Source organism: Pseudomonas sp. NPDC079367, assembly GCF_044542195.1.
In the GTDB taxonomy this organism is placed as follows: domain Bacteria; phylum Pseudomonadota; class Gammaproteobacteria; order Pseudomonadales; family Pseudomonadaceae; genus Aquipseudomonas.
Window position 1 is genome coordinate 95781 of sequence record NZ_JBITTW010000011.1, and the last position, 20147, is coordinate 115927.

Consider the following 20147-nt stretch of genomic DNA (forward strand, 5'->3'; position numbering starts at 1 on the left):
ACAAAGAAGATGAATTTTCGGTCAGTGAAGTTCACGAGGGAGCATCCTCCCTCGCCTCTCAGACCTTCGCCGCAACCGGCAAAGGCGCCGCCAGCAAACGTTCATCAAGCAGCCCAAGACCTTCCTGGAACAACTGGTTGCTGCGCTCGGTATCGCCGAGCTGTGCGAGCAGTCGGGCCAATTCAGCGCATGTCTCAGGATTGCGCTGCACGCGCAGACTGCTTTCCAGATAGTCGCGAGCCTTGCCCCACAGACTGGTTTGCAGACATAAACGCCCAAGGGTCAGCAGCAGGCTCGGATCGGCCGGATGCTCCTTGAGCCAGCCTTCAGCGGTTTGCAACTGTCGTGCAGGATCACTACCACGAACCAGACCATAAAGCCGCGCCAGATGGCTGTCGTACCTGCGCTTGAGCGCGGTGCGCAGCACCTCTTCGGCCTCGACCTGAGCGCCTAGCTGGCGCAATTGCTCGGCATAGGCCAATACCAGAGGGGCCTCCTGACGCTGCGCTGAAGTCAGCTGTTCCCAGGCCCGCTTGAGCGACTGCAGACCCACCGTGCCGTCCTCTTCGCGATGAGCTGCCAGCGAGAGATTTTCCCCCCAGGCGCGACGCTCGAGTTCAGCCAGTTCGGCCGGCGGCAGCACTTTGTCCTTGCGCAACTCCGGCAGCAGACGAATCACCGCCGTCCATTCGCCACGCTGCTGATACAGACGTTGCAATTGACGCAGTGTTTGCGCGCTGCGCGGATGCCGTTCATGCATTGCCTGCAAGGTCACCAGCGCACCGTCGGTGTCGCCACGATCGGTCTGCAACTGTGCGTGACTCAGGGCGATCGCCAATTCGGCTTGCGGCTGACGCTCCAGCGCACGTTCGAGCAAACGATCGCTTTCTTCGTACTGGCCTTGCTCGTTGGCCGCGCGTGCGGCGCCCAGGTAATAAAGCAGCGGCTGGCGTTCGGCTTCGGCGGCGCGGGTCAGATGCCGCTGCGCGCTGGCCCAGCGACCCTCAGCCAGATCCAGTTGCCCGTGTTCGATTGCCACTTGCACGCGGCGGCTGCGATTGCGCCGCGACCAGGGATTGACCACGCCGGTAGAGGTCGTCACCAGCTCGACCAACACCTTGATACCCCAGAACAGCAGCCACAGCACCGTGATCACCGCCAGCGTTGCCCACAGGCTCGCCTCGTAGCGGAAGCTCTTGTACGCCACCAGCACGTAACCGGAATGCTCGGCGATCGCCAGGCCCAGCGCTGCCGTCGCCGCGATGACCAGAAACACGATTACATAGAGGCGCTTCATGGGGTCGCCTCCTGCGCAGCATTGGCGGCAGGCTTGGCGAACGGTTTCACCGATTCCTCGGCATTGATGTTACGTCGCTCCAGATATCCCTGCACCGCACTCAGGGTGCCGGCCAGATCCGGCGTCTTGACGGTGACCGGTTCCTTGCTCAGCTCGGCGACCTGTTCAAGCATGACTTTGCTTTGCGGATTGTCCGGGTTGAAATTGCCCTTGAGCACATCGCGTGCCTCGGCCAGCGCCTGGGTGTACACCGCCGCCTGACCGTTGAGCGCCGCCCACTGCGCCTGCTCCAGCGCCAGGCTCAGGGCCAGGCGCACCTGGCTCAGGCTTTGCCCGGCCAGCAGCGGTTTGACGTTCTTGTCAGCGTTGAAATCGATGCGGATATAGCGCGACACCTTGTCCCACCATTGCGCCCAGCGACTGGCGCCATCGCCATCGCTGGTCAGGCCCAGCAGTGACTCGCCGCGATCCTTGTACTCCGGCGCCAGCTCGGTGAGGTCAATGACCTGATCGCGCAGCGCGCCGAGACGCAGGAACAGCCCGGTGCGATCCGGCTGTTCGGTGCTGCGCAAGGCGACCAGGGTTTTCGCCACTTGCTCGCGCGCGGCGAAGGAACCCGGATCGTTCTGTTCTCGGAGGATTTCATCGGCGCCCTGCACCAGCGCCTGCGCACTGCTGATGTCCTGCAATGCCGAGAGACGCAGGCTGGCCAGACGCAGCAAGTGTTCGGCCTCGGCCAGACGCCAGTCCTTGCGGCTGGCGCCGAGGACGGTTTCCAGACGTTGATTGAGGCGCTGCTGATCGCCTTGCAATTGCGTGACCAGACGCTGGCGTTCGGCGAGTTCATCAGCGCCAGGCAACTGCGCAAGGCGCTCGGTCAGACGCTGCTCGTTGAGCTTCAGACTCTGCGCCTGATCATTCAACGCCTGCACCTGACTCGACTGTTGCTGCGTGTTGTTCTGCAGGTGACGCACCTGCCAGACACCCCAGCCACCGATGGCGACACCGGCGGCGCCAAGCAGCAGGGCGACAATCGCCAGTCCATTGCCTCGGCGCGGCTCCCGGGCCGGCGGTGGAGTTTCAACCTGAGCATCGAGCGCAGGCTGGGCGTCATCTTTGGGCAAGGCTGTTTCGCTCACGTATCCATCCTTTGCATTGGAAAACGGCACGGGAAACTCCCGTAACGCCGTCAGCAAAGCCGCGGCACTCGCGCCGCGGCAATCCACAACTGTTTGAGCCCCGGCGGCACGTGCCAGCTCGGCGACCCTCGGGCTCGGTACAAACAACGGCAACTGCGCGATCTTCGGCCAGGCATCGCCGGCCATCTGCCGCAGGTGCTCGAAACCCTGTCCACTGCTGACCACCAGCCCGTCCAAGCGTTCCGCTTCGATCCGCCGTGGCAGCTCGCTGGGCGGGTAGGCAGGCAGGTCGCGGCGATACAACTCCAGATACTCGACACTAGCACCAAGCGCGCGCAGGCGCTCAGCGAGCAGCTCACGGCCACCCTCCCCACGCAGGATCATCACCTGCGCGCCGGGCTGGCTCAGCGCCTCGCGCAGACGCGGCAATTGCAGCAAGGCTTCACTGTCATCGCCATCCGACGGGAAACTCACGTCGAGACCATGATCGCGAAGAATCTCGGCAGTCGCCGCGCCGACGCTGAACCACGGCATGCTCAATGGCGCCGCGCCTTCGGACCTGAGCAGATCCACCGCAATCCGCGCCGCCGGTTTGCTGACCACGATTACTGCGTTGCAAGTGGGCAATCGCGCAATCGCCTGACGAATACTGTCAGAGACCGTCAGCGGAACAATGTCCAAAAGCGGCAGGCAACTGCTGAAAATCCCCTGCCCGGCCAACTGTTCGGCCAGCGCCGCGCAGTCATCCGCGGGACGCGTCAGCAGCAGGCGCCAGCCAGTCACTCGTGACCCGCCTCGCCGTACACCGCTTTGAGAATGTCGTCAGCGCCCTGCTTGAGCAGATCTTCGGCGACCTGCACGCCCAGGGTTTCGGCGTCAGCGCGCGGCGCCCGCGCTTCGGCACTGAGCAGCTTGCCACCGCTCGGCTCGCCGACCAGACCGCGCAACCACAACTGCTCGCCTTCGAGCACGGCGTAGCAGGCGATCGGCACCTGGCAGCCACCATTCAAATGTTTGTTGAGGGCGCGTTCGGCGTTCACCCGCGAAGCGGTATCGGCGTGGTGCAAAGGCGCGAGCAAGGCATGGATTTCGTTGTCGGCGCTGCGGCATTCGATGCCGACCGCGCCTTGGCCACCGGCCGGCAGACTGTCATCGACACTGATCGGCGAAGTGATGCGATCTTCGAAACCGAGGCGGATCAAACCGGCCGCGGCAAGGATAATCGCGTCGTACTCACCGGCATCGAGTTTGGCCAGACGAGTGTTGACATTGCCGCGCAAGAAACGGATCTGCAGGTCCGGACGACGCGCCAGCAGTTGCGTCTGCCGACGCAGGCTCGAGGTGCCGACGATGGCACCGGCAGGCAGCGCTTCAAGACTTGCGTAGGTGTTGGAGACGAAAGCGTCGCGTGGGTCTTCGCGCTCGCAGATGCAGAACAGGCCCAAGCCTTGCGGGAAGTCCATCGGCACGTCTTTCATCGAGTGCACGGCGATATCGGCTTCGTTTTCCAGCAACGCGGTTTCCAGTTCCTTGACGAACAGGCCCTTGCCGCCGATCTTCGACAGGGGCGAGTCGAGCAGCTTGTCGCCGCGACTGACCATGGGCACCAGCGTCACCAGCAGACCCGGGTGGGCCACCTCGAGACGGGCTTTGACGTATTCGGCCTGCCAGAGGGCCAGCGCACTTTTACGGGTGGCGATGCGGATTTCGCGAGGGGACATGGAACAATCCGTACTGAATAGATACGGCGGATAATAACAGCTCAGGCAAATGCACTTTGACCTGAATCAGAAAACGGCGTGGCCTCCCTGGCCTGCCATGCCGGGTAAATGAACTCGAATGGCCCGGTGAAGACCGGGTCAAAGCCCCTGCATCATTTTGCGCACACCGGCGACATGCCGACGGCTGACAATCAGCGCATCACCATTGAGGCCTTTGAGAAACAACTGGAAATGTCCCAGCGGTGTGCGCTGCAATCGCTCGATGCGATCGCGAGCGACCAGCGCGTTGCGGTGGATACGCACGAAGCGCTCACCGAACTCGTCTTCCAGTGCTTTGAGCGGTTCGTCGAGCAGCACCTCGCCGGCTTCGTGACGCAGGGTCACGTATTTGTGGTCGGCGATGAAGTAGACCACCTGATCCAGCGGAATCAGCTCGATGCCTTTGCGAGTACGCGCGCTGATGTGGCTGCGTGGGCCGTTGCCACTTTCGGCAGCGGGACGGGTCAGGGCCGATAGTTGCGCCCGATTGGGACGCTCAGCCCGCTTCAGGGCTTCGTTCAGGTGTTCGGTTCGCACAGGTTTCACCACATAGCCCACGGCGCTGGCCTGCAGGGCTTCCACGGCAAATTCATCGGGACTGGTGCAAAACACCACGGCCGGCGGCGTCTCTCGTTCGCACAGTCGGGCAGCAACCTGCAGGCCATCGAGGCCCGGCATGCGGATATCGAGCAAAACGATATCCGGCTTGTGGCTGTCGATCAGCGCTAACGCCTCCTCGCCATTCGTGGCATTGGGCTCCAGGACTGTGTAACCCTCGAGCTCGCTCACCATACGGCTTAGGCGCTCGCGAGCCAGGGGTTCGTCATCAACGATCAGGACATTCATATTGCGCTGGATTCCTGCGTGAGTCTCGCACAAGGATAGCGTAGACAGGTGTAGTGACCTCCGTCACCGCGATCCACGCTAAGACTAGCCCGAGCGCCAAAAAGTGCCGTACGTCGGCCAGCAATATTTGCCAGCGTCCGGGTCGTACCGCTCAGAGCCCAGTGTTTCCTGCGTTTCTCACGGTGGGTGACCGTTGTACAACTCACCCGCCCCCTCTTCTTATAGCCAGTGGCCGGACCTTTGCATGATCCGCATTCGCACCGACCCTTATGTCCACTGTAGACGTTCGTCGGAACGATATTGCTCAATCAAAAAATATCCTTTTGTAAATTCCTTGCAGACACGGCGGGAGACGCCTGACACATCGGGGTAAAAACGTATCGATCGGTGTCAGCGACAGGATTGGCAACCCTGTTATTATCCGCGCCAGCGTTTCACGTCATTTCTTCAAGCCGATACGAGCGAATTCATGAGCACTGACAAGACCAATCAGTCCTGGGGCGGCCGCTTCAGTGAACCCGTCGACGCCTTCGTCGCCCGCTTCACCGCCTCCGTCACTTTCGACCAGCGCCTGTATCGCCACGACATCATGGGCTCGATCGCCCACGCCACCATGCTGGCCAAAGTCGGCGTGCTGACCGATGCCGAGCGCGACAGCATCATCGACGGCCTGAACACCATTCAGGGCGAAATCGAGGCCGGCCAGTTCGACTGGCGCGTCGACCTCGAAGACGTGCACATGAACATCGAAGCACGCCTGACCGACCGCATCGGCGTGACCGGTAAAAAGCTCCACACCGGACGCAGCCGCAACGACCAGGTCGCCACCGATATCCGCCTGTGGCTGCGCGATGAAATCGATCTGATCCTGGCCGAGATCACCCGCCTGCAAAAAGGCCTGCTGGAGCAAGCCGAGCGCGAAGCTGCGAGCATCATGCCGGGCTTCACCCACTTGCAGACCGCGCAGCCAGTGACGTTCGGTCACCACATGCTGGCCTGGTTCGAAATGCTCAGCCGCGACTACGAGCGTCTGGTCGACTGCCGCAAGCGCACCAACCGCATGCCGCTGGGCAGCGCCGCGCTGGCTGGCACCACTTACCCGATCGATCGCGAATACACCGCGCAGCTGCTCGGCTTCGACGCCGTCGGCGGCAACTCGCTGGACAACGTCTCCGATCGTGACTTCGCCATTGAATTCTGCTCGGCCGCGAGCATCGCGATGATGCACCTGTCGCGTTTCTCCGAAGAGCTGGTGCTGTGGACCAGCGCGCAGTTCCAGTTCATCGATCTGCCGGACCGCTTCTGCACCGGCAGTTCGATCATGCCGCAAAAGAAAAACCCCGATGTGCCCGAGCTGGTTCGCGGCAAGACCGGTCGTGTGTTCGGCGCACTGATGGGCCTGTTGACCCTGATGAAAGGCCAACCGCTGGCCTACAACAAGGACAATCAGGAAGACAAGGAGCCGCTGTTCGACGCCGCCGACACCCTGCGCGATTCGCTGCGCGCGTTTGCCGACATGATCCCGGCGATCAAGCCGAAACACGCAATCATGCGTGAAGCGGCGCTGCGCGGTTTCTCCACCGCGACCGACCTGGCTGACTATCTGGTGCGCCGTGGTCTGCCGTTCCGCGACTGCCATGAAATCGTTGGCCACGCGGTGAAATACGGCGTCGATACGGGTAAGGATCTGGCCGAGATGAGTCTGGAAGAGCTGCGTCAGTTCAGCGATGAGATCGAGCAGGACGTGTTTGCCGTGCTGACCCTTGAGGGCTCGGTGAATGCCCGCGACCATATCGGCGGAACGGCACCGGCGCAGGTCAAGGCTGCTGTGGCTCGTGGTCAGGCCCTGCTGGCCAGCCGCTAAAAGCCAAAAAAGCTTCGCGAGCAAGCCCGCTCCCACATTCGGATTTCTGTCGAACACAAACGGTGTGACTGACAAAAATCTCCACGTGGGAGCGGGCTTGCTCGCGAATGCGGTCTTCAGAACAGCGTAATTCTTACTTCTTGGCCGCAATCATCGCCAAAAACGCCGGCATCGCCGCGTCCTTGTCCGCCGCAATCTTCTGCACATGCGGATTCAGCTCAAGCCGTTCCAGCAAAGCTTTCGCCTGCGGCATCTCGGCCAGCAAATCGATGCCGAACAGCTTCTGCCCGACCGCACAGGCCAGCGGCACGCTGTAGAGGAAATACAAATCGGCAAAGCTCAGGCGGTCACCCGCCACATAGGGGGCGAATTTGCCGTGCCGGCCCAGCGCTGCAAAGCCCAGCAGCAATTCGGTCCGGGTCTTTTCCTTGATCGCCTCGGGCAACGTCACACCGAAGAACGCCTCGCCATAACAGGCACGGCCCGGCAACTCGATGTACAGCTCGATCTCCTTGGCAATTGCCAATACCTGCGCGCGCTCGAACGGATCGCTCGGCAAGAGAGGCGTGCCCTTTTCAGACTGCTCGAGATATTCGAGGATGATCGCAGTTTCGTTGATGTAACCGGCATCAACACCCAGCACCGGAACCTTGCCGCGCGGGCTGACGGCCAGTGATTCCGGGGTTTGTGCCGGGTAGAACGTCACTTCTTCGAAGGGCAGGCCTTTTTCCAGCAGCGCCAGTTTGACCATGTTGTAGTAATTGCTGACAGCGAATCCGTAGAGCTTGAACATCACAAAGCCTCCAGGCCGTGCGGGGTGGGCAGTGCCTGTTTATAGATCGCCGCGACGTTTCCCGCCAGCAGCATCACGCCGCTGAATGCGGGTAAACTGGCGCCTTTCCCTGAGGAGCCTGCCATGAGCGAGCCGACAGATATCGTCAACGATGACGACGAAGAAGCATTCACCGAAGCGACGCTGATCGAAGCCATCGAAAACCAGATCGAAAGCGACAACCCGCCAGCGGCCAAGGCGACTTTGAACAAGCTCACGCTGGTCGGAATGGAGCGCGAGGAGATCCTTAATCTCATGGCCCATGTGCTGGCTTTCGAGATTGACGCGATGCTCGATGAAGATCGTCCCTTCGACACCGAGTGGTACGAAGCGGCGCTGCGCGCTTTGCCAGAGCTGCCACCGGAAAAGCATTAAGATCAAAAGATCGCAGCCTTCGGCAGCTTCTGCATAGATTCCGTGCAGGAGCTGCCGAAGGCTGCGATCTTTTTTTTGAGGACTACACTGGAATTCGCCTCAAGACAAAATCCCCTGATCTGAGCACTGGACATGCCGCACCAGCGGGTTCACCTTAGGGGCGCTGTCGTCCAATTCCTAGAAAGTCTGGAGTCCTTATGTCGCTTACCCCTGAGTTGGTTGCCGAACTGGAAGTCCTCGCACTCTTTCCCCTGGACAGTTCCCAGGAAGGTCTGAAAATTCATCAGACCGCTGCCCCGAAACACATCGCTGCTGCCCAGCGCCTGTTTGAAAAAGACCTCACCGACCAGCCCGATGGCGGTTATCTGACCAGCCTTGGTCGCGATGCCGCGCAAAACGTGCAGACCGTACTGACGATTCTCAAAGAGCAGGAAACCGCCTGATTCCTCATGACTTTGCCCACGGGAACCCCTGCTACGGGATTTCCGCGGGCCCGCCTGGTCACTGTCGATAAAAATCTGCGGCGAAAAAACAAATTCAGCTTAAACGTCCTGCTACGCAGAGGCTAAACTGCGGCCATTCCGAGACCCTCTACGTCCGAGCCTGCAAGCCGGTTTGAGCTGACATGACGCGCACCCACGAAATCCGCCCTGACCTGGACGAAGGCATCGACCGCAAGGTACTCAGTCAACTGCGCGCACGTTTTCTCAAACTCAATGAAGGCCGCCTCGGCCGTGCCCTCGAAGGCTTGTCGACGCGCCAGCAAAGCGTGCTGACGCTGTTGCCGCTGTTCTTTCACGTCAATCATCCGTTGCTGCCCGGCTATGTCTCGGGCAGTACGCCGGCCGGCTTGTCCAATTATGAGCCCGACGCCAATGCGCTCGCTGAAGCACAACGCCTGACCCGTTCGTTCTCTTACAAACCGCGCCACGGCAGCAACCCGCCGCGGCCGATCCACGGCCTGTTCCTGATGGGCAGCCTCGGCACACTGGCCCAGGCCGATCAGAGCGACATGGACGTGTGGGTTTGCCATGCGCCGGATCTGGGCGACAGCGAGCTCAGTGAGCTGAGCAAGAAGTGCCAGTTGCTGGAAAACTGGGCTGCGAGCCAGGGCGCCGAAGCGCATTTCTTCCTGATCGACCCAGCGCGTTTCGTCAGAGGCGAACGAGACTCCCAGCTCAGTTCGGAAAACTGCGGCAGCACCCAGCACTATCTGTTGCTCGATGAGTTTTACCGCACGGCGATCTGGCTTGCCGGGCGCACACCGATCTGGTGGCTGGTGCCGGTCTATGAAGAAACAGCCTACGACGCCTACACCCATACCCTACTGTCCAAACGCTTTATTCGCGCCGACGAAACCCTGGATCTCGGGCCGATGGCGACGATTCCGCCGGGAGAATTCATCGGTGCCGGATTGTGGCAGCTGTTCAAAGGCATCGAATCACCCTACAAGTCAGTGCTCAAATTGCTACTGACCGAGGTGTACGCCAGCGAACACCCGCAGGTGCAGTGCCTGAGTCTGCGCTTCAAGAAAGCCGTGTTTGCCAATCAGCTCGACCTCGATGAACTCGACCCGTACATGGTCGTGTACCGCCGTATCGAGGAATACCTCATCGCCCGCAACGAGCCGGAACGCCTGGAGTTGGTGCGCCGGGCGCTGTATCTGAAGGTCAATCGCAAGCTCACCGGTAACAGCCGCAGCCAGGGCTGGCAGCGCGCACTGCTCGAACGTCTGGCCGGTGAATGGCAGTGGGATCAGCGGCAACTGGTGCTGCTCGACAGTCGCAGTCAGTGGAAAGTGCGCCAGGTCAGCGCCGAGCGACGCGCGCTGGTCAACGAGCTCAACTACAGCTATCGCTTCCTGACCCAGTTCGCCCGCAGCGAACAGACCGTCAGCCTGATCAACAAGCGCGATCTCAATGTCCTCGGCCGGCGCCTGTATGCGGCTTTCGAGCGCAAGGCCGACAAGGTCGAGTTCATCAACCCCGGCATCGCCCCGGATCTGGCCGAAGACACCCTGACCCTGGTGCAGTCACCCAACAAAAAGGAACCGGGGCAGACCCAATGGGGGCTGTACAACGGCAACCTCACGGCATTGGAGTGGGAAAATTTTGCGCCGATCAAGCGCAGTCGCGAGCTGCTTGAACTGCTGACCTGGTGCCACCGCAACGGCGTGATCGACAGCAGCACCCGTCTGGCCCTGCATCCGGGCACCAGCGATCTGAGTGAATTTGAGTTGTTCAACCTGCTCGGCAGCCTGCAGCAGTGCATCGCCCTGCCCCTGCCCAGCGTGGCGGAAGAGCCGTTGCTGCGCGCCGCCGTGCCCAGCGAAGTGCTGATGCTGATCAACGTCGGTGTCGACCCGCTCAAGCATCACCGTGACCTGAACATCCTGATGACCACCGAGCGCACCGACTCGCTGAGCTACGCCGGCGTGCGCGAAAATCTCGTGCTGACCCTCGACCAGGTTACGCTCAACAGCTGGAACGAAGTGCTGGTCAATCGTTTCGACGGCCCGCACGCGCTGCTCGATTGCCTGCGCGATTACCTCAACAACCTGCCGCGCGGTCTGGTGCAGCCGTCGCTGAAAGTGCGCTGTTTCTGCCATAACCGCGCGCAGTTCATTGCCCGCCGCGTCGAAGAAATCGTCGACACCGCGCAGACCCTGCTGCTCAGTGAATTGAATCATCGCTACCTGATTCAGGTGCAGCAGCACTATCACGTGCTGGAGCTGGTGCCAGGTCAGGTCAATCATGTCGCGCTCGCTACCCTGCCGGCACTGCTCGATTACCTGGGCGAAGAACAACCGCGCTACAGCCCGCTGCACCTCGACCCCATGGCACTCGAGGATCACGACCTGGCGCTGATCCTGCCGATGGGGCAGCCGGAGTGCATTCAGGTGTTCTACCGCATCAACGAACAGCAGGCCGAACTGTATGTGCTGGATGAATTCAATGCGTTGTGGCAGCAGCACCTGCCCTACCACGACGAGCAGAGTCTGCTGGTGCCGTTGCAGCGTTTTGTGCAATCGATCCAGTACCGCCGTGAAGCGCAGTTGCCGATGGACGGTGGCCCTGCAGGCAGCCCCGAGACTTTGTATTACCAGCTGTTGCCGTCCGGCCCGGGTCGCTCGCGCAGGGTCGAGATCCGTCCGGCACCGCAGACGCCAGTGAACAAACCGTTCTACGACGTGCAGGCGATCATCGGCAAAGCCGCGCCCGGCGAAGTGCAGGTCACGTTGTATTGCAATCAGCGGGAATTCAGCGAGCTGGAGCATGGCGACCAACTGTTCAGCGTGGTCGCCCGGGAGATCGTCGAACAGCGCCGCGAGACCGAGCGCTATCGCTGCTACATCACCGACCTCGACCTCTCGGGTCTGCTCGGTGACGGGCACAGTTCAAGCAATCTGTATCTGCGCTACAAGGCGGACCTGGAGCGCTCGTTGAATGAAGCGCTCGAACAGGTTTGAGGCGAGGATTTACTCGGGAAAGGCGCCGCCGTTGACCGGTTGCGATTCCACTTCCAGCAAGGTCAGCTTCAGCGACTTGCCGCCCGGCGCCGGCCAGTCGATGTGCTGGCCGACCTTCAGGCCCAACAGCGCGCTGCCGACCGGGGCGAGAATGGAGATTTTGCCTTCGTCGGCGTTGGCGTCCTTGGGGTAGACCAGCGTCAGGTGGTAATCCTTGCCACTGCCTTCTTCGCGGCAATGCACGCGGGAATTCATGGTCACGACATCGGCGGGCACTTCATCGTGGCCGACCACGGTATCGGCGCGGTCCAGCTCGGTTTGCAGCGCAATCACGCCCGGCGCAGCCTGGTCTTTCTCGCTCAGGCTGTCGATCAGGCGCTCCAGACGTTGGACGTCCAGACGGGTAAGGGTGATGGAAGGTGCGGTCATGATCCAGGCAGACTCCTTTCTTCTGCACAAAAAAAGCAAAACCCCGCCAAAAAAGACGGGGTTCTCACCGTGCCTCGGTGGTTTGAGGCGTTCGCGGACACTATCACAGCTCAAAAAATATACAAGTCACGCACCATTGGACAGCTTGCGCTGTGACGCCTGGGCGACGATCACCCGCCGCCGCTGATCGTCGGCCGAACGCCATTCGCGAATGTCTTCAACATGGCGCGCGCAGCCGAGACAGACTTTCTGTTCGTCCAGTCGACATACGCCCGTGCAGGGCGAAGGCACCGCCGGGCTGACGTTGCTGTAAAGCGGCTTGGGTGGACGCGCGGCTGCCTCGGTCACCATCAGATCTCTTCGAAATCCAGCTCGAGGCCGGCCTGTTCGTGAACACAGCGCGACAGCACTTCGCCGAGCAGCTCTTCGGACTTCTCGCAGCTCCACTTGCCCGACTCTTCGTCGTAGTCGAAGTGGTAACCGCCGGAACGCGCCGCCAGCCACAGCTGACGCAGCGGCTCCTGGCGGCTGATGATCAGCTGACTACCATTGTCGAATTTGATGGTCATCATGCCAGCCGTGATCTCGATATCGTCGGCATGATCCTCCAGCAACTCTTCCAACGCCTGCTGGGTAGCATCGACGAGATCGTGGAAACGGGCTTCGGACAAACTCATTGCGGCAACCTCAAAAATGTCTGATCAGGCTCAAGCGCCGAAAGATACGGACGCTGCCGGCCGATTGCAAAGATTAACGACCAGGCACCTGTCGGCCCACTCAACGCCTCCCACAGGGATGATGCACATCACAGGAGCCCCGCCGGACGGGAACCCCCTCGCATAGGCAAGCTGCCGGGTGGCCGGTATACTCCGGCGCAATTAACGCATTTTCAAGGATTTCGCCATGAAGCGCCTGATCTCTTCCCTTGCTGCGCTCGTCGCGGTTGCCTGCCTGGTCTCGGCCTGTGGTCAAAAAGGCCCGCTGTACCTGCCCGATGACGACCAGGACCCGGCCGAACAAGCCCAGTCTTCGCAGAAGCAGCCATCCAAGGCTCACAAGCACGACGTTTACTAAGGGATCGCCATGGACGCTTTTAACTACCGTGGCGGGGAGCTGTTCGCGGAAGGTGTGGCGCTGTCCGCCATCGCCGACCGCTTCGGCACGCCCACTTACGTTTACTCGCGGGCGCACATCGAAGCGCAGTATCTGGCCTACGCCGATGCGCTGGCCGGCATGCCGCATCTGGTCTGCTTTGCGGTCAAGGCCAACTCCAACCTCGGCGTACTGAATGTCCTGGCCCGTCTCGGCGCCGGTTTCGACATCGTCTCCCGTGGCGAGCTGGAACGTGTACTGGCCGCTGGTGGCAGCGCCGACAAGATCGTGTTCTCCGGCGTCGGCAAGACCCGTGACGACATGCGTCGCGCCCTCGAAGTCGGCGTGCACTGCTTCAACGTCGAATCCACCGACGAGCTCGAGCGCCTGCAAGTAGTCGCCGCCGAGCTGGGTGTTCGCGCCCCGGTTTCGCTGCGCGTGAATCCGGATGTCGATGCCGGCACCCACCCCTACATTTCCACCGGTCTCAAAGAGAACAAGTTCGGCATCGCCATTGCCGACGCCGAAGACGTGTACGTGCGCGCCGCGCATCTGCCGAACCTGGAAGTGGTCGGTGTCGACTGCCACATCGGTTCGCAACTGACCACGCTGCCGCCATTCATCGATGCCTTGGATCGCCTGCTCGATCTGGTCGACCGTCTCGGCGATTGCGGCATTCACCTGCGCCACATCGATCTCGGTGGCGGCCTGGGCGTGCGTTATCGCGATGAAGAGCCGCCGCTGGCCGCCGACTACATCAAAGCCGTGCGCGAGCGCCTGAACGGGCGTGATCTGGCGCTGGTGTTCGAGCCGGGCCGCTTCATCGTTGCCAATGGCGGCGTGCTGCTGACGCAGGTCGAGTACCTCAAGCACACCGAGCACAAGGATTTCGCCATCGTCGACGCGGCGATGAACGACCTGATTCGTCCGGCGCTGTATCAGGCGTGGATGGACGTCACGGCGGTGAAACCGCGCGACAGCGCTGCGCGCCAATACGACATCGTCGGCCCGATCTGCGAAACCGGCGATTTCCTCGCCAAGGACCGCGAGCTGGCGCTGGAAGAAGGCGACTTGCTGGCGGTGCATTCGGCCGGTGCCTACGGTTTCGTCATGAGCTCCAACTACAACACCCGCGGCCGTGCCGCTGAAGTGCTGGTGGATGGTGATCAGGTGTTTGAAGTGCGTCGCCGCGAAACCGTGGCCGAGCTGTTTGCCGGCGAAAGCCTGCTGCCGGAGTAACCCATGCTGCTGCGTTTTACCAAAATGCACGGCCTGGGCAACGACTTCATGGTTCTCGACCTGGTCAGCCAGCACGCGCACATTCAGCCCAAACACGCCAAGCAATGGGGCGATCGCCACACCGGCATCGGTTTCGACCAGTTGCTGATCGTCGAAGCGCCGAGCAACCCGGACGTGGATTTCCGCTACCGCATCTTCAATTCCGACGGTTCGGAAGTGGAGCAATGCGGCAACGGTGCGCGCTGCTTCGCCCGCTTTGTACTCGACAAGCGTCTGACTGCAAAACGGCAGATCCGCGTCGAGACCAAGGGCGGCATCATCGAGCTGGACGTGCGTAACGACGGCCAGATCGGCGTGAACATGGGCGCGCCACGCCTGGTGCCAGCGGACATTCCATTCCAGGCGCCAGCCCAGGCCAGCAGCTATTCGCTGGACGTCGATGGCACCACGGTCGAACTGGCCGCCGTGTCGATGGGCAATCCCCACGCGGTCATTCGCGTGGATGACATCAACAGTGCGCCGGTGCATGAACTGGGGCCGAAGATCGAACACCATCCGCGCTTCCCGGCGCGGGTCAATGTCGGCTTCCTTCAGGTCATCGACCGCCACCGCGCGCAACTGCGCGTGTGGGAGCGCGGCGCCGGGGAAACCCAGGCCTGCGGCACCGGCGCCTGTGCGGCGGCGGTAGCGGCCATCAGTCAGGGGTGGATGGATTCGCCGCTGTTGATCGACCTGCCCGGCGGGCGTCTGTCCATCGAGTGGGCCGGCCCGGGCGAACCGGTGTTGATGACCGGTCCGGCAGTGCGTGTATACGAAGGACAAGTGCGTCTTTGAGCGAGCAGAAATCATGACCGACAAGCCACAGGTACCCGCCCGACCAGCCGACGAATCAGCGTCCGAGAGCCTCGAGGCAGCCGCGGTTGCCGCCTACCTGGAGGCTCATCCGGACTTCTTCGTCGAGCACGAAGAGCTGCTGGCGTCGCTGCGCATTCCGCACCGACGCGGCGACACCGTTTCACTGGTCGAGCGGCAGATGACGATCCTGCGCGACCGCAACATCGAGATGCGCCATCGCCTTTCGCATCTGATGGATGTGGCCCGCGACAACGATCGCCTGTTCGAAAAGACCCGGCGCCTGATCCTCGCGCTGATGGATGCATCGACCCTGGAAGACGTGGTCATCAGCGTTGAAGACAGCCTGCGTCAGGATTTCCAGGTGCCCTTCGTCAGCCTGATCCTGCTCGGCGACAACCCGGCCCCGGTCGGCCGCTGGGTGACTCACGCCGACGCGCAAACCGCGATCGGTGGCCTGCTCACCGAAGGCAAAAGCGTCAGCGGCAGCCTGCGTGAACATGAGCTGGATTTCCTCTTCGGCGAAGAACAGCGTCAGCAGATCGGCTCGACCGCCGTGGTTGCCGTCAGCCATCAGGGCATTCACGGCATTCTGGCGATCGCCAGCCACGACCCGCAGCACTACAAGAGTTCGGTCGGCACCCTGTTTCTCAGCTATATCGCCGAGGTCATGGGCCGTGTGCTGCCACGGGTCAACAGTTCGCTGCGCTCGGTACGCTGACCATGGAACGACAACTGGACGCTTACTGCGAACATCTGCGCAGTGAGCGACAGGTGTCGCCGCACACCCTGTCGGCTTATCGTCGCGACCTCGATAAAGTCCTCGGCTGGTGCATCAAGCAGAACATCGGCAGTTGGGCCGCGCTGGATATCCAGCGCCTGCGCAGCCTGGTCGCCCGATTGCATGCACAAGGCCAGTCCTCGCGCAGCCTCGCCCGCCTGCTCTCAGCGGTGCGTGGGCTCTATCATTATTTGAATCGCGAAGGCTTGTGCGACCACGATCCGGCCACCGGTCTGGCCCCGCCGAAAGGCGAACGACGCCTGCCGAAAACCCTCGACACCGACCGCGCCCTGCAATTGTTGGAAGGTGCGGTCGAGGACGACTTTCTCGCCCGACGCGATCAGGCGATTCTCGAGCTGTTCTATTCATCTGGCCTGCGCCTGTCCGAGCTGACCGGGCTCAATCTCGATCAACTCGATCTGGCCGACGGCATGGTTCAGGTGCTCGGCAAGGGCAGCAAGACCCGCCTGCTGCCGGTTGGCACCAAGGCCCGCGAAGCCCTTGAACAGTGGCTACCGCTGCGCGCGATGACCAATCCTGCCGATGGCGCGGTTTTTGTCAGCCAGCAAGGCCGGCGCCTGGGCCCGCGGGCGATTCAGGTGCGGGTCAAACTCGCGGGCGAGCGCGAACTGGGGCAGAACCTGCATCCGCACATGCTGCGGCACTCGTTCGCCAGCCATTTGCTCGAGTCTTCACAGGACCTGCGCGCGGTGCAGGAATTGCTCGGCCACTCCGATATCAAAACCACGCAGATCTACACACACCTCGACTTCCAGCATCTGGCGGCGGTCTACGACAGCGCCCATCCCCGGGCCAAACGCATGAAAGGCGATGATTCATGAGCATTCAGTTGATCACCTTCGACCTCGACGACACCCTGTGGGACACCGCCCCGGTGATCGCCAGCGCCGAAACCGTGTTGCGCGAATGGTTGAGCGAACATGCGTCGAATCTCGGCGCGGTGCCAGTGGAACATTTATGGTCGATTCGCGAGCGGGTGCTGGCGGGCGAACCGGGCCTCAAGCACCGCATCAGCGCGCTGCGTCGACGTGTGCTGTTCCATGCGCTGGAAGAAGCCGGGTATGCCCACGGCGAGGCGTCGGAGCTGGCTGACAAGGCTTTTGAAGTGTTTTTGCATGCGCGGCATCAGATCGAGGTGTTCCCCGAAGTCGAGCCGCTGCTGGAGCTGCTCGCCAATCACTATGCCCTCGGCGTGGTCACCAACGGCAATGCCGATGTACGCCGGTTGGGGCTGGCAGATTTCTTCAAGTTTGCCTTGTGCGCTGAAGATATCGGCATCGCCAAACCGGATGCGCGGCTGTTTCACGAAGCCTTGCAGCGTGGCGGCGTCAGCGCCGAAGCGGCGGTGCATGTCGGCGATCATCCCGGCGATGACATTGCCGGGGCGCAGCAGGCGGGATTGCGCGCGGTGTGGTTCAACCCGACGGGCAAAGTCTGGGAAGCAGAGCGCCTGCCGGATGCGGAGATTCGCAGCCTCACGGAACTGCCAGCCGTGCTCGCACGCTGGAACCGTTGAAAAGATCGCAGCCTTCGGCAGCGCCTGCCTTGGTAGGCGTTTCCCTGTAGAGCTGCCGAAGGCTGCGATCTTTTGCTGTTTCATGGGGCATGAAAAAGCCCGCAGCGACGGCGGGCTTTTTCAGCAAGCGAGCGACGCGCCTCAGATAGGGCGGCTGCCGTACTTGTTGTCCGGCTTCTTCGGCGGATCGGCGACCACGTTGGCCTCCACTTCCTGAACCTTGCCGCCGCGCGCAAGGAATTCTTCCATGGCCCTGGCCAAGGCGTCACGCTCCTTGTTCTTGGCTTCAATGCTCGGCAACTCGTCGACCGATACCGCCGCCTTGGCTTTGCCTTTGGCAGCCGGCGCCGGCGTGTCGTCACCGCCATCGTCTTCGGCAACGTCTTCCGCTGCCGCTTCCAGGCCTTCCTCGGCCTCGTCTTCGTCGCCTACTTCGAGGTCGTCGTTTTCCAGATCATCGTCGCTCATGTTCTACCTCATGACTTGCCAAAAGCAGATTAGTTATAGACCAGCTTTGGCGACTGTCGAAGCCGCCGTTGAAAAATCTTGCGCCGCTGCCGGGCAGCGGCTCATGCCTGTTCACCGTGCAAGGTGGCGAGGACTTTACGGGCACCGCCATGATCACGGTGCTCGCCCAGATAAATCCCTTGCCAGGTACCCAGTGCCAGCCGCCCCGCCGAAACCGGCAGACTGATCTGGCAACCCAGCACGCTGGCCTTGAAGTGCGCCGGGAGGTCGTCCAGGCCTTCGTCGTTGTGCTCGTAGCCGTCTGTTCCTTGTGGGATCAGGCGATTGAAAAATCGTTCGAAGTCGCGACGAACTGCCGGATCGGCGTTCTCGTTGATGGTCAACGACGCCGACGTGTGCTGCAGCCACAAATGCAACAGACCGACCCGACAGGTCTTGAGTTCAGGCAAGCTTGCGAGCAACTCGTCAGTTACCAGATGAAAGCCCCGGGGCCTCGCCCGCAGGGTTATCAGAGTCTGTTGCCACATACAGTTCTCCGCTCGTTCGGGGCGCATTCTAGCGTGCTCTGAAAAAAAACAAAGGCCCTAATATTCCAGCAACGATGTCAGCGATTGCCAGCAGAAAAAGCCTCGCTGTAAAGACGACAAAAGCCGTAAGAAAAATCCTTTCAGCCGCTACTTGAATGACAAATTCCGGACAAAAAAATGCCCGGCGAACCGGGCAGTTTTTTATCGCGTGTACTTACAGGTTGTAGCCGCGCTCGTTGTGTTGTGCCAGATCGAGGCCGACCGATTCTTCTTCCTCGGTTACGCGCAGACCCATGACCGCGTCCAGGACCTTGAGGATGATGAAGGTGACGATCGCGGTGTAGATCACCGTGAAGCCGACGCCTTTGATCTGAATCCAGACCTGCGCACCGATATCAGTCACGGTGCCAAAGCCGCCCAGTGCCGGTGCGGCAAACACACCGGTGAGGATCGCGCCGAGGATACCGCCGATACCGTGCACGCCGAAGGCATCCAGAGAATCGTCATAACCGAGTTTGCGTTTCAGGGTAGTCGCGCAGAAGAAGCACACCACGCCTGCGGCCAGACCGATCACCAGTGCGCCCATCGGGCCAACGGTGCCAGCGGCCGGAGTGATCGCCACAAGACCGGCAACCACACCCGAGGCAATGCCCAGCGCGCTTGGCTTGCCGTGGGTGACCCACTCGGCAAACATCCAGCCCAGTGCCGCAGCGGCAGTGGCGATCTGGGTGACGAGCATGGCCATACCGGCCGTGCCGCTGGCGGCTGCAGCGGAACCGGCGTTGAAGCCGAACCAGCCGACCCACAGCATCGCCGCGCCCATCAACGTGTAACCAAGGTTGTGCGGGGCCATCGGTGTGGTCGGGAAACCTTTGCGCTTGCCCAGTACCAGGCACGCGACCAGACCGGCAATACCGGCGTTGATGTGCACCACGGTGCCGCCAGCGAAGTCGAGCACGCCCCAATCCCACATCAGGCCGCCGTTACCGGACCAGACCATGTGCGCGATCGGTGCATAGACCAAGGTGAACCAGACGCCCATGAAGATCAGCATCGCGGAGAACTTCATGCGCTCGGCGAACGCGCCGACGATCAGCGCCGGGGTGATGATTGCGAAGGTCATCTGGAAGGTAATGAACACCGCCTCAGGGAACAGCGCCGCCGGGCCGGTAATGCTCGAAGGCGTGACACCGGCGAGGAACGCCTTGCCCATGCCGCCGAAGAACGAATTGAAGTTGACGACGCCCTGCTCCATGCCGGTGGTATCGAAGGCAATGCTGTAGCCATAAATGACCCACAGGATGCTGATCAGACCGGTAATGGCGAAGCACTGCATCAGCACGGAAAGAATGTTTTTCGAGCGAACCATACCGCCATAGAACAGCGCCAGGCCGGGGATGGTCATGAACAGCACGAGCGCTGTCGAGGTAAGCATCCAGGCGGTGTCGCCGGAATTGAGGACTGGCGCTGCCACTTCGTCTGCCGCCATGGCGATGCCGGGCATTACGATGGACAACAGGGCGCCTAGCCCTGCGAATTTACGCAGAGTCATATTGTTTTCTCCTGGGGCGTTGGGTTTGTGGCGGCGCTTAGATCGCGTCGGTATCGGTTTCGCGGGTACGGATGCGGATCGCCTGTTC

At 61.5% G+C, this 20147-nt stretch carries 21 protein-coding genes and 2 pseudogenes; 10 read left to right on the forward strand and 13 right to left on the reverse strand.

Translation table 11 applies throughout. The features are described 5' to 3' along the window. Positions 1 to 58: 58 nt before the first annotated feature. From ACIGDJ_RS12575 to ACIGDJ_RS12600, 6 genes and pseudogenes are all read right to left on the reverse strand, one after another. The gene (locus ACIGDJ_RS12575) at positions 59 to 1297 is read right to left on the reverse strand and encodes a heme biosynthesis protein HemY (protein ID WP_101161549.1); all 1239 of its coding nucleotides are present in this window, start codon (positions 1295 to 1297) and stop codon (positions 59 to 61) included. After that, positions 1294 to 2436, reverse strand: a complete 1143-nt coding sequence (locus ACIGDJ_RS12580) for a uroporphyrinogen-III C-methyltransferase (protein WP_312999825.1) — start codon at positions 2434 to 2436, stop codon at positions 1294 to 1296. The genes ACIGDJ_RS12575 and ACIGDJ_RS12580 overlap by 4 nt, the downstream gene beginning before the upstream one ends. A 36-nt stretch (positions 2437 to 2472) precedes the next feature. Further along, positions 2473 to 3219, reverse strand: a pseudogene (locus ACIGDJ_RS12585) (uroporphyrinogen-III synthase); the annotation flags it as partial. Then, complete coding sequence (hemC, locus tag ACIGDJ_RS12590) at positions 3216 to 4157, reverse strand: hydroxymethylbilane synthase (RefSeq protein ID WP_397479332.1); 942 nt, start codon at positions 4155 to 4157, stop codon at positions 3216 to 3218. The pseudogene ACIGDJ_RS12585 and the gene hemC, both read right to left, overlap by 4 nt. A gap of 138 nt (positions 4158 to 4295) precedes the next feature. Further along, positions 4296 to 5042, reverse strand: a complete 747-nt coding sequence (locus ACIGDJ_RS12595) for a LytTR family DNA-binding domain-containing protein (protein WP_312999768.1) — start codon at positions 5040 to 5042, stop codon at positions 4296 to 4298. After that, positions 5039 to 5191 (reverse strand): annotated as a pseudogene (locus ACIGDJ_RS12600) (sensor histidine kinase); the annotation flags it as partial. The pseudogene ACIGDJ_RS12600 and the gene ACIGDJ_RS12595, both read right to left, overlap by 4 nt. Positions 5192 to 5511: 320 nt before the next feature. On the opposite strand from ACIGDJ_RS12600, the gene argH reads away from it, so the two are divergent. Further along, on the forward strand, positions 5512 to 6906 hold the full coding sequence (gene argH, locus ACIGDJ_RS12605) for an argininosuccinate lyase (RefSeq protein ID WP_397504559.1): 1395 nt from the start codon (positions 5512 to 5514) through the stop codon (positions 6904 to 6906). A gap of 133 nt (positions 6907 to 7039) precedes the next feature. On the opposite strand, the gene ACIGDJ_RS12610 is transcribed toward argH, so the two are convergent. Beyond that, positions 7040 to 7699, reverse strand: a complete 660-nt coding sequence (locus ACIGDJ_RS12610) for a glutathione S-transferase (protein ID WP_397479333.1) — start codon at positions 7697 to 7699, stop codon at positions 7040 to 7042. Positions 7700 to 7822: 123 nt separating this feature from the next. Here ACIGDJ_RS12610 and ACIGDJ_RS12615 point away from each other — a divergent pair, with 123 nt between their 5' ends. From ACIGDJ_RS12615 to ACIGDJ_RS12625, 3 genes are all read left to right on the forward strand, one after another. Further along, positions 7823 to 8113: a hypothetical protein gene (locus ACIGDJ_RS12615; RefSeq protein WP_101161559.1), complete on the forward strand. Its 291-nt coding sequence runs from the start codon at positions 7823 to 7825 to the stop codon at positions 8111 to 8113. Positions 8114 to 8310: 197 nt separating this feature from the next. Then, positions 8311 to 8556: a TIGR02647 family protein gene (locus tag ACIGDJ_RS12620; protein ID WP_101161561.1), complete on the forward strand. Its 246-nt coding sequence runs from the start codon at positions 8311 to 8313 to the stop codon at positions 8554 to 8556. Positions 8557 to 8738: 182 nt separating this feature from the next. Continuing rightward, positions 8739 to 11582: a class I adenylate cyclase gene (locus tag ACIGDJ_RS12625; RefSeq protein WP_397479334.1), complete on the forward strand. Its 2844-nt coding sequence runs from the start codon at positions 8739 to 8741 to the stop codon at positions 11580 to 11582. Positions 11583 to 11591: 9 nt separating this feature from the next. Here the strand turns inward: ACIGDJ_RS12625 and rnk are convergent, their stop codons facing one another. The 3 genes from rnk to cyaY all read right to left on the reverse strand — a co-directional run bounded on the left by rnk (position 11592) and on the right by cyaY (position 12688). Next, a complete protein-coding gene (gene rnk, locus ACIGDJ_RS12630) occupies positions 11592 to 12011 on the reverse strand; it encodes a nucleoside diphosphate kinase regulator (RefSeq protein WP_039757397.1) in 420 nt (139 codons plus the stop codon). Between the two features lie 126 nt (positions 12012 to 12137). Next, entirely contained in the window at positions 12138 to 12362 is a 225-nt protein-coding gene (locus tag ACIGDJ_RS12635; RefSeq protein ID WP_101161567.1) for a DUF1289 domain-containing protein, read from the reverse strand. After that, a complete protein-coding gene (cyaY, locus tag ACIGDJ_RS12640) occupies positions 12362 to 12688 on the reverse strand; it encodes an iron donor protein CyaY (RefSeq protein WP_101161569.1) in 327 nt (108 codons plus the stop codon). Before cyaY ends, ACIGDJ_RS12635 begins: the two co-directional genes overlap by 1 nt. 226 nt (positions 12689 to 12914) lie before the next feature. Between cyaY and ACIGDJ_RS12645 the strand changes: the two genes are divergently transcribed. From ACIGDJ_RS12645 to ACIGDJ_RS12670, 6 genes are read left to right on the forward strand one after another with little or no spacing between them, the layout of a single operon-like run. Then, positions 12915 to 13085, forward strand: coding sequence for a lipoprotein (locus ACIGDJ_RS12645; protein ID WP_016772589.1), 171 nt, complete (start codon positions 12915 to 12917; stop codon positions 13083 to 13085). A 9-nt stretch (positions 13086 to 13094) separates the two neighbouring features. Continuing rightward, on the forward strand, positions 13095 to 14342 hold the full coding sequence (lysA, locus tag ACIGDJ_RS12650) for a diaminopimelate decarboxylase (RefSeq protein ID WP_312999771.1): 1248 nt from the start codon (positions 13095 to 13097) through the stop codon (positions 14340 to 14342). 3 nt (positions 14343 to 14345) lie between these two features. Then, positions 14346 to 15176, forward strand: coding sequence for a diaminopimelate epimerase (gene dapF, locus ACIGDJ_RS12655; RefSeq protein ID WP_016772587.1), 831 nt, complete (start codon positions 14346 to 14348; stop codon positions 15174 to 15176). A gap of 13 nt (positions 15177 to 15189) precedes the next feature. Next, positions 15190 to 15915, forward strand: coding sequence for a DUF484 family protein (locus ACIGDJ_RS12660; RefSeq protein ID WP_397479335.1), 726 nt, complete (start codon positions 15190 to 15192; stop codon positions 15913 to 15915). Between the two features lie 2 nt (positions 15916 to 15917). Continuing rightward, positions 15918 to 16817: a tyrosine recombinase XerC gene (gene xerC / locus ACIGDJ_RS12665; protein ID WP_312999773.1), complete on the forward strand. Its 900-nt coding sequence runs from the start codon at positions 15918 to 15920 to the stop codon at positions 16815 to 16817. Continuing rightward, on the forward strand, positions 16814 to 17512 hold the full coding sequence (locus ACIGDJ_RS12670) for an HAD family hydrolase (protein ID WP_312999774.1): 699 nt from the start codon (positions 16814 to 16816) through the stop codon (positions 17510 to 17512). Before xerC ends, ACIGDJ_RS12670 begins: the two co-directional genes overlap by 4 nt. 141 nt (positions 17513 to 17653) lie before the next feature. Here ACIGDJ_RS12670 and sutA read toward each other — a convergent pair whose 3' ends face one another. From sutA to ACIGDJ_RS12685, 3 genes are all read right to left on the reverse strand, one after another. Beyond that, the gene (gene sutA / locus ACIGDJ_RS12675) at positions 17654 to 17980 is read right to left on the reverse strand and encodes a transcriptional regulator SutA (protein ID WP_101161580.1); all 327 of its coding nucleotides are present in this window, start codon (positions 17978 to 17980) and stop codon (positions 17654 to 17656) included. Between the two features lie 101 nt (positions 17981 to 18081). Beyond that, positions 18082 to 18507, reverse strand: coding sequence for a secondary thiamine-phosphate synthase enzyme YjbQ (locus tag ACIGDJ_RS12680; protein WP_101161582.1), 426 nt, complete (start codon positions 18505 to 18507; stop codon positions 18082 to 18084). Positions 18508 to 18721: 214 nt separating this feature from the next. Then, complete coding sequence (locus tag ACIGDJ_RS12685) at positions 18722 to 20059, reverse strand: ammonium transporter (protein WP_397479336.1); 1338 nt, start codon at positions 20057 to 20059, stop codon at positions 18722 to 18724. Between the last annotated feature and the right edge of the window lie 88 nt (positions 20060 to 20147).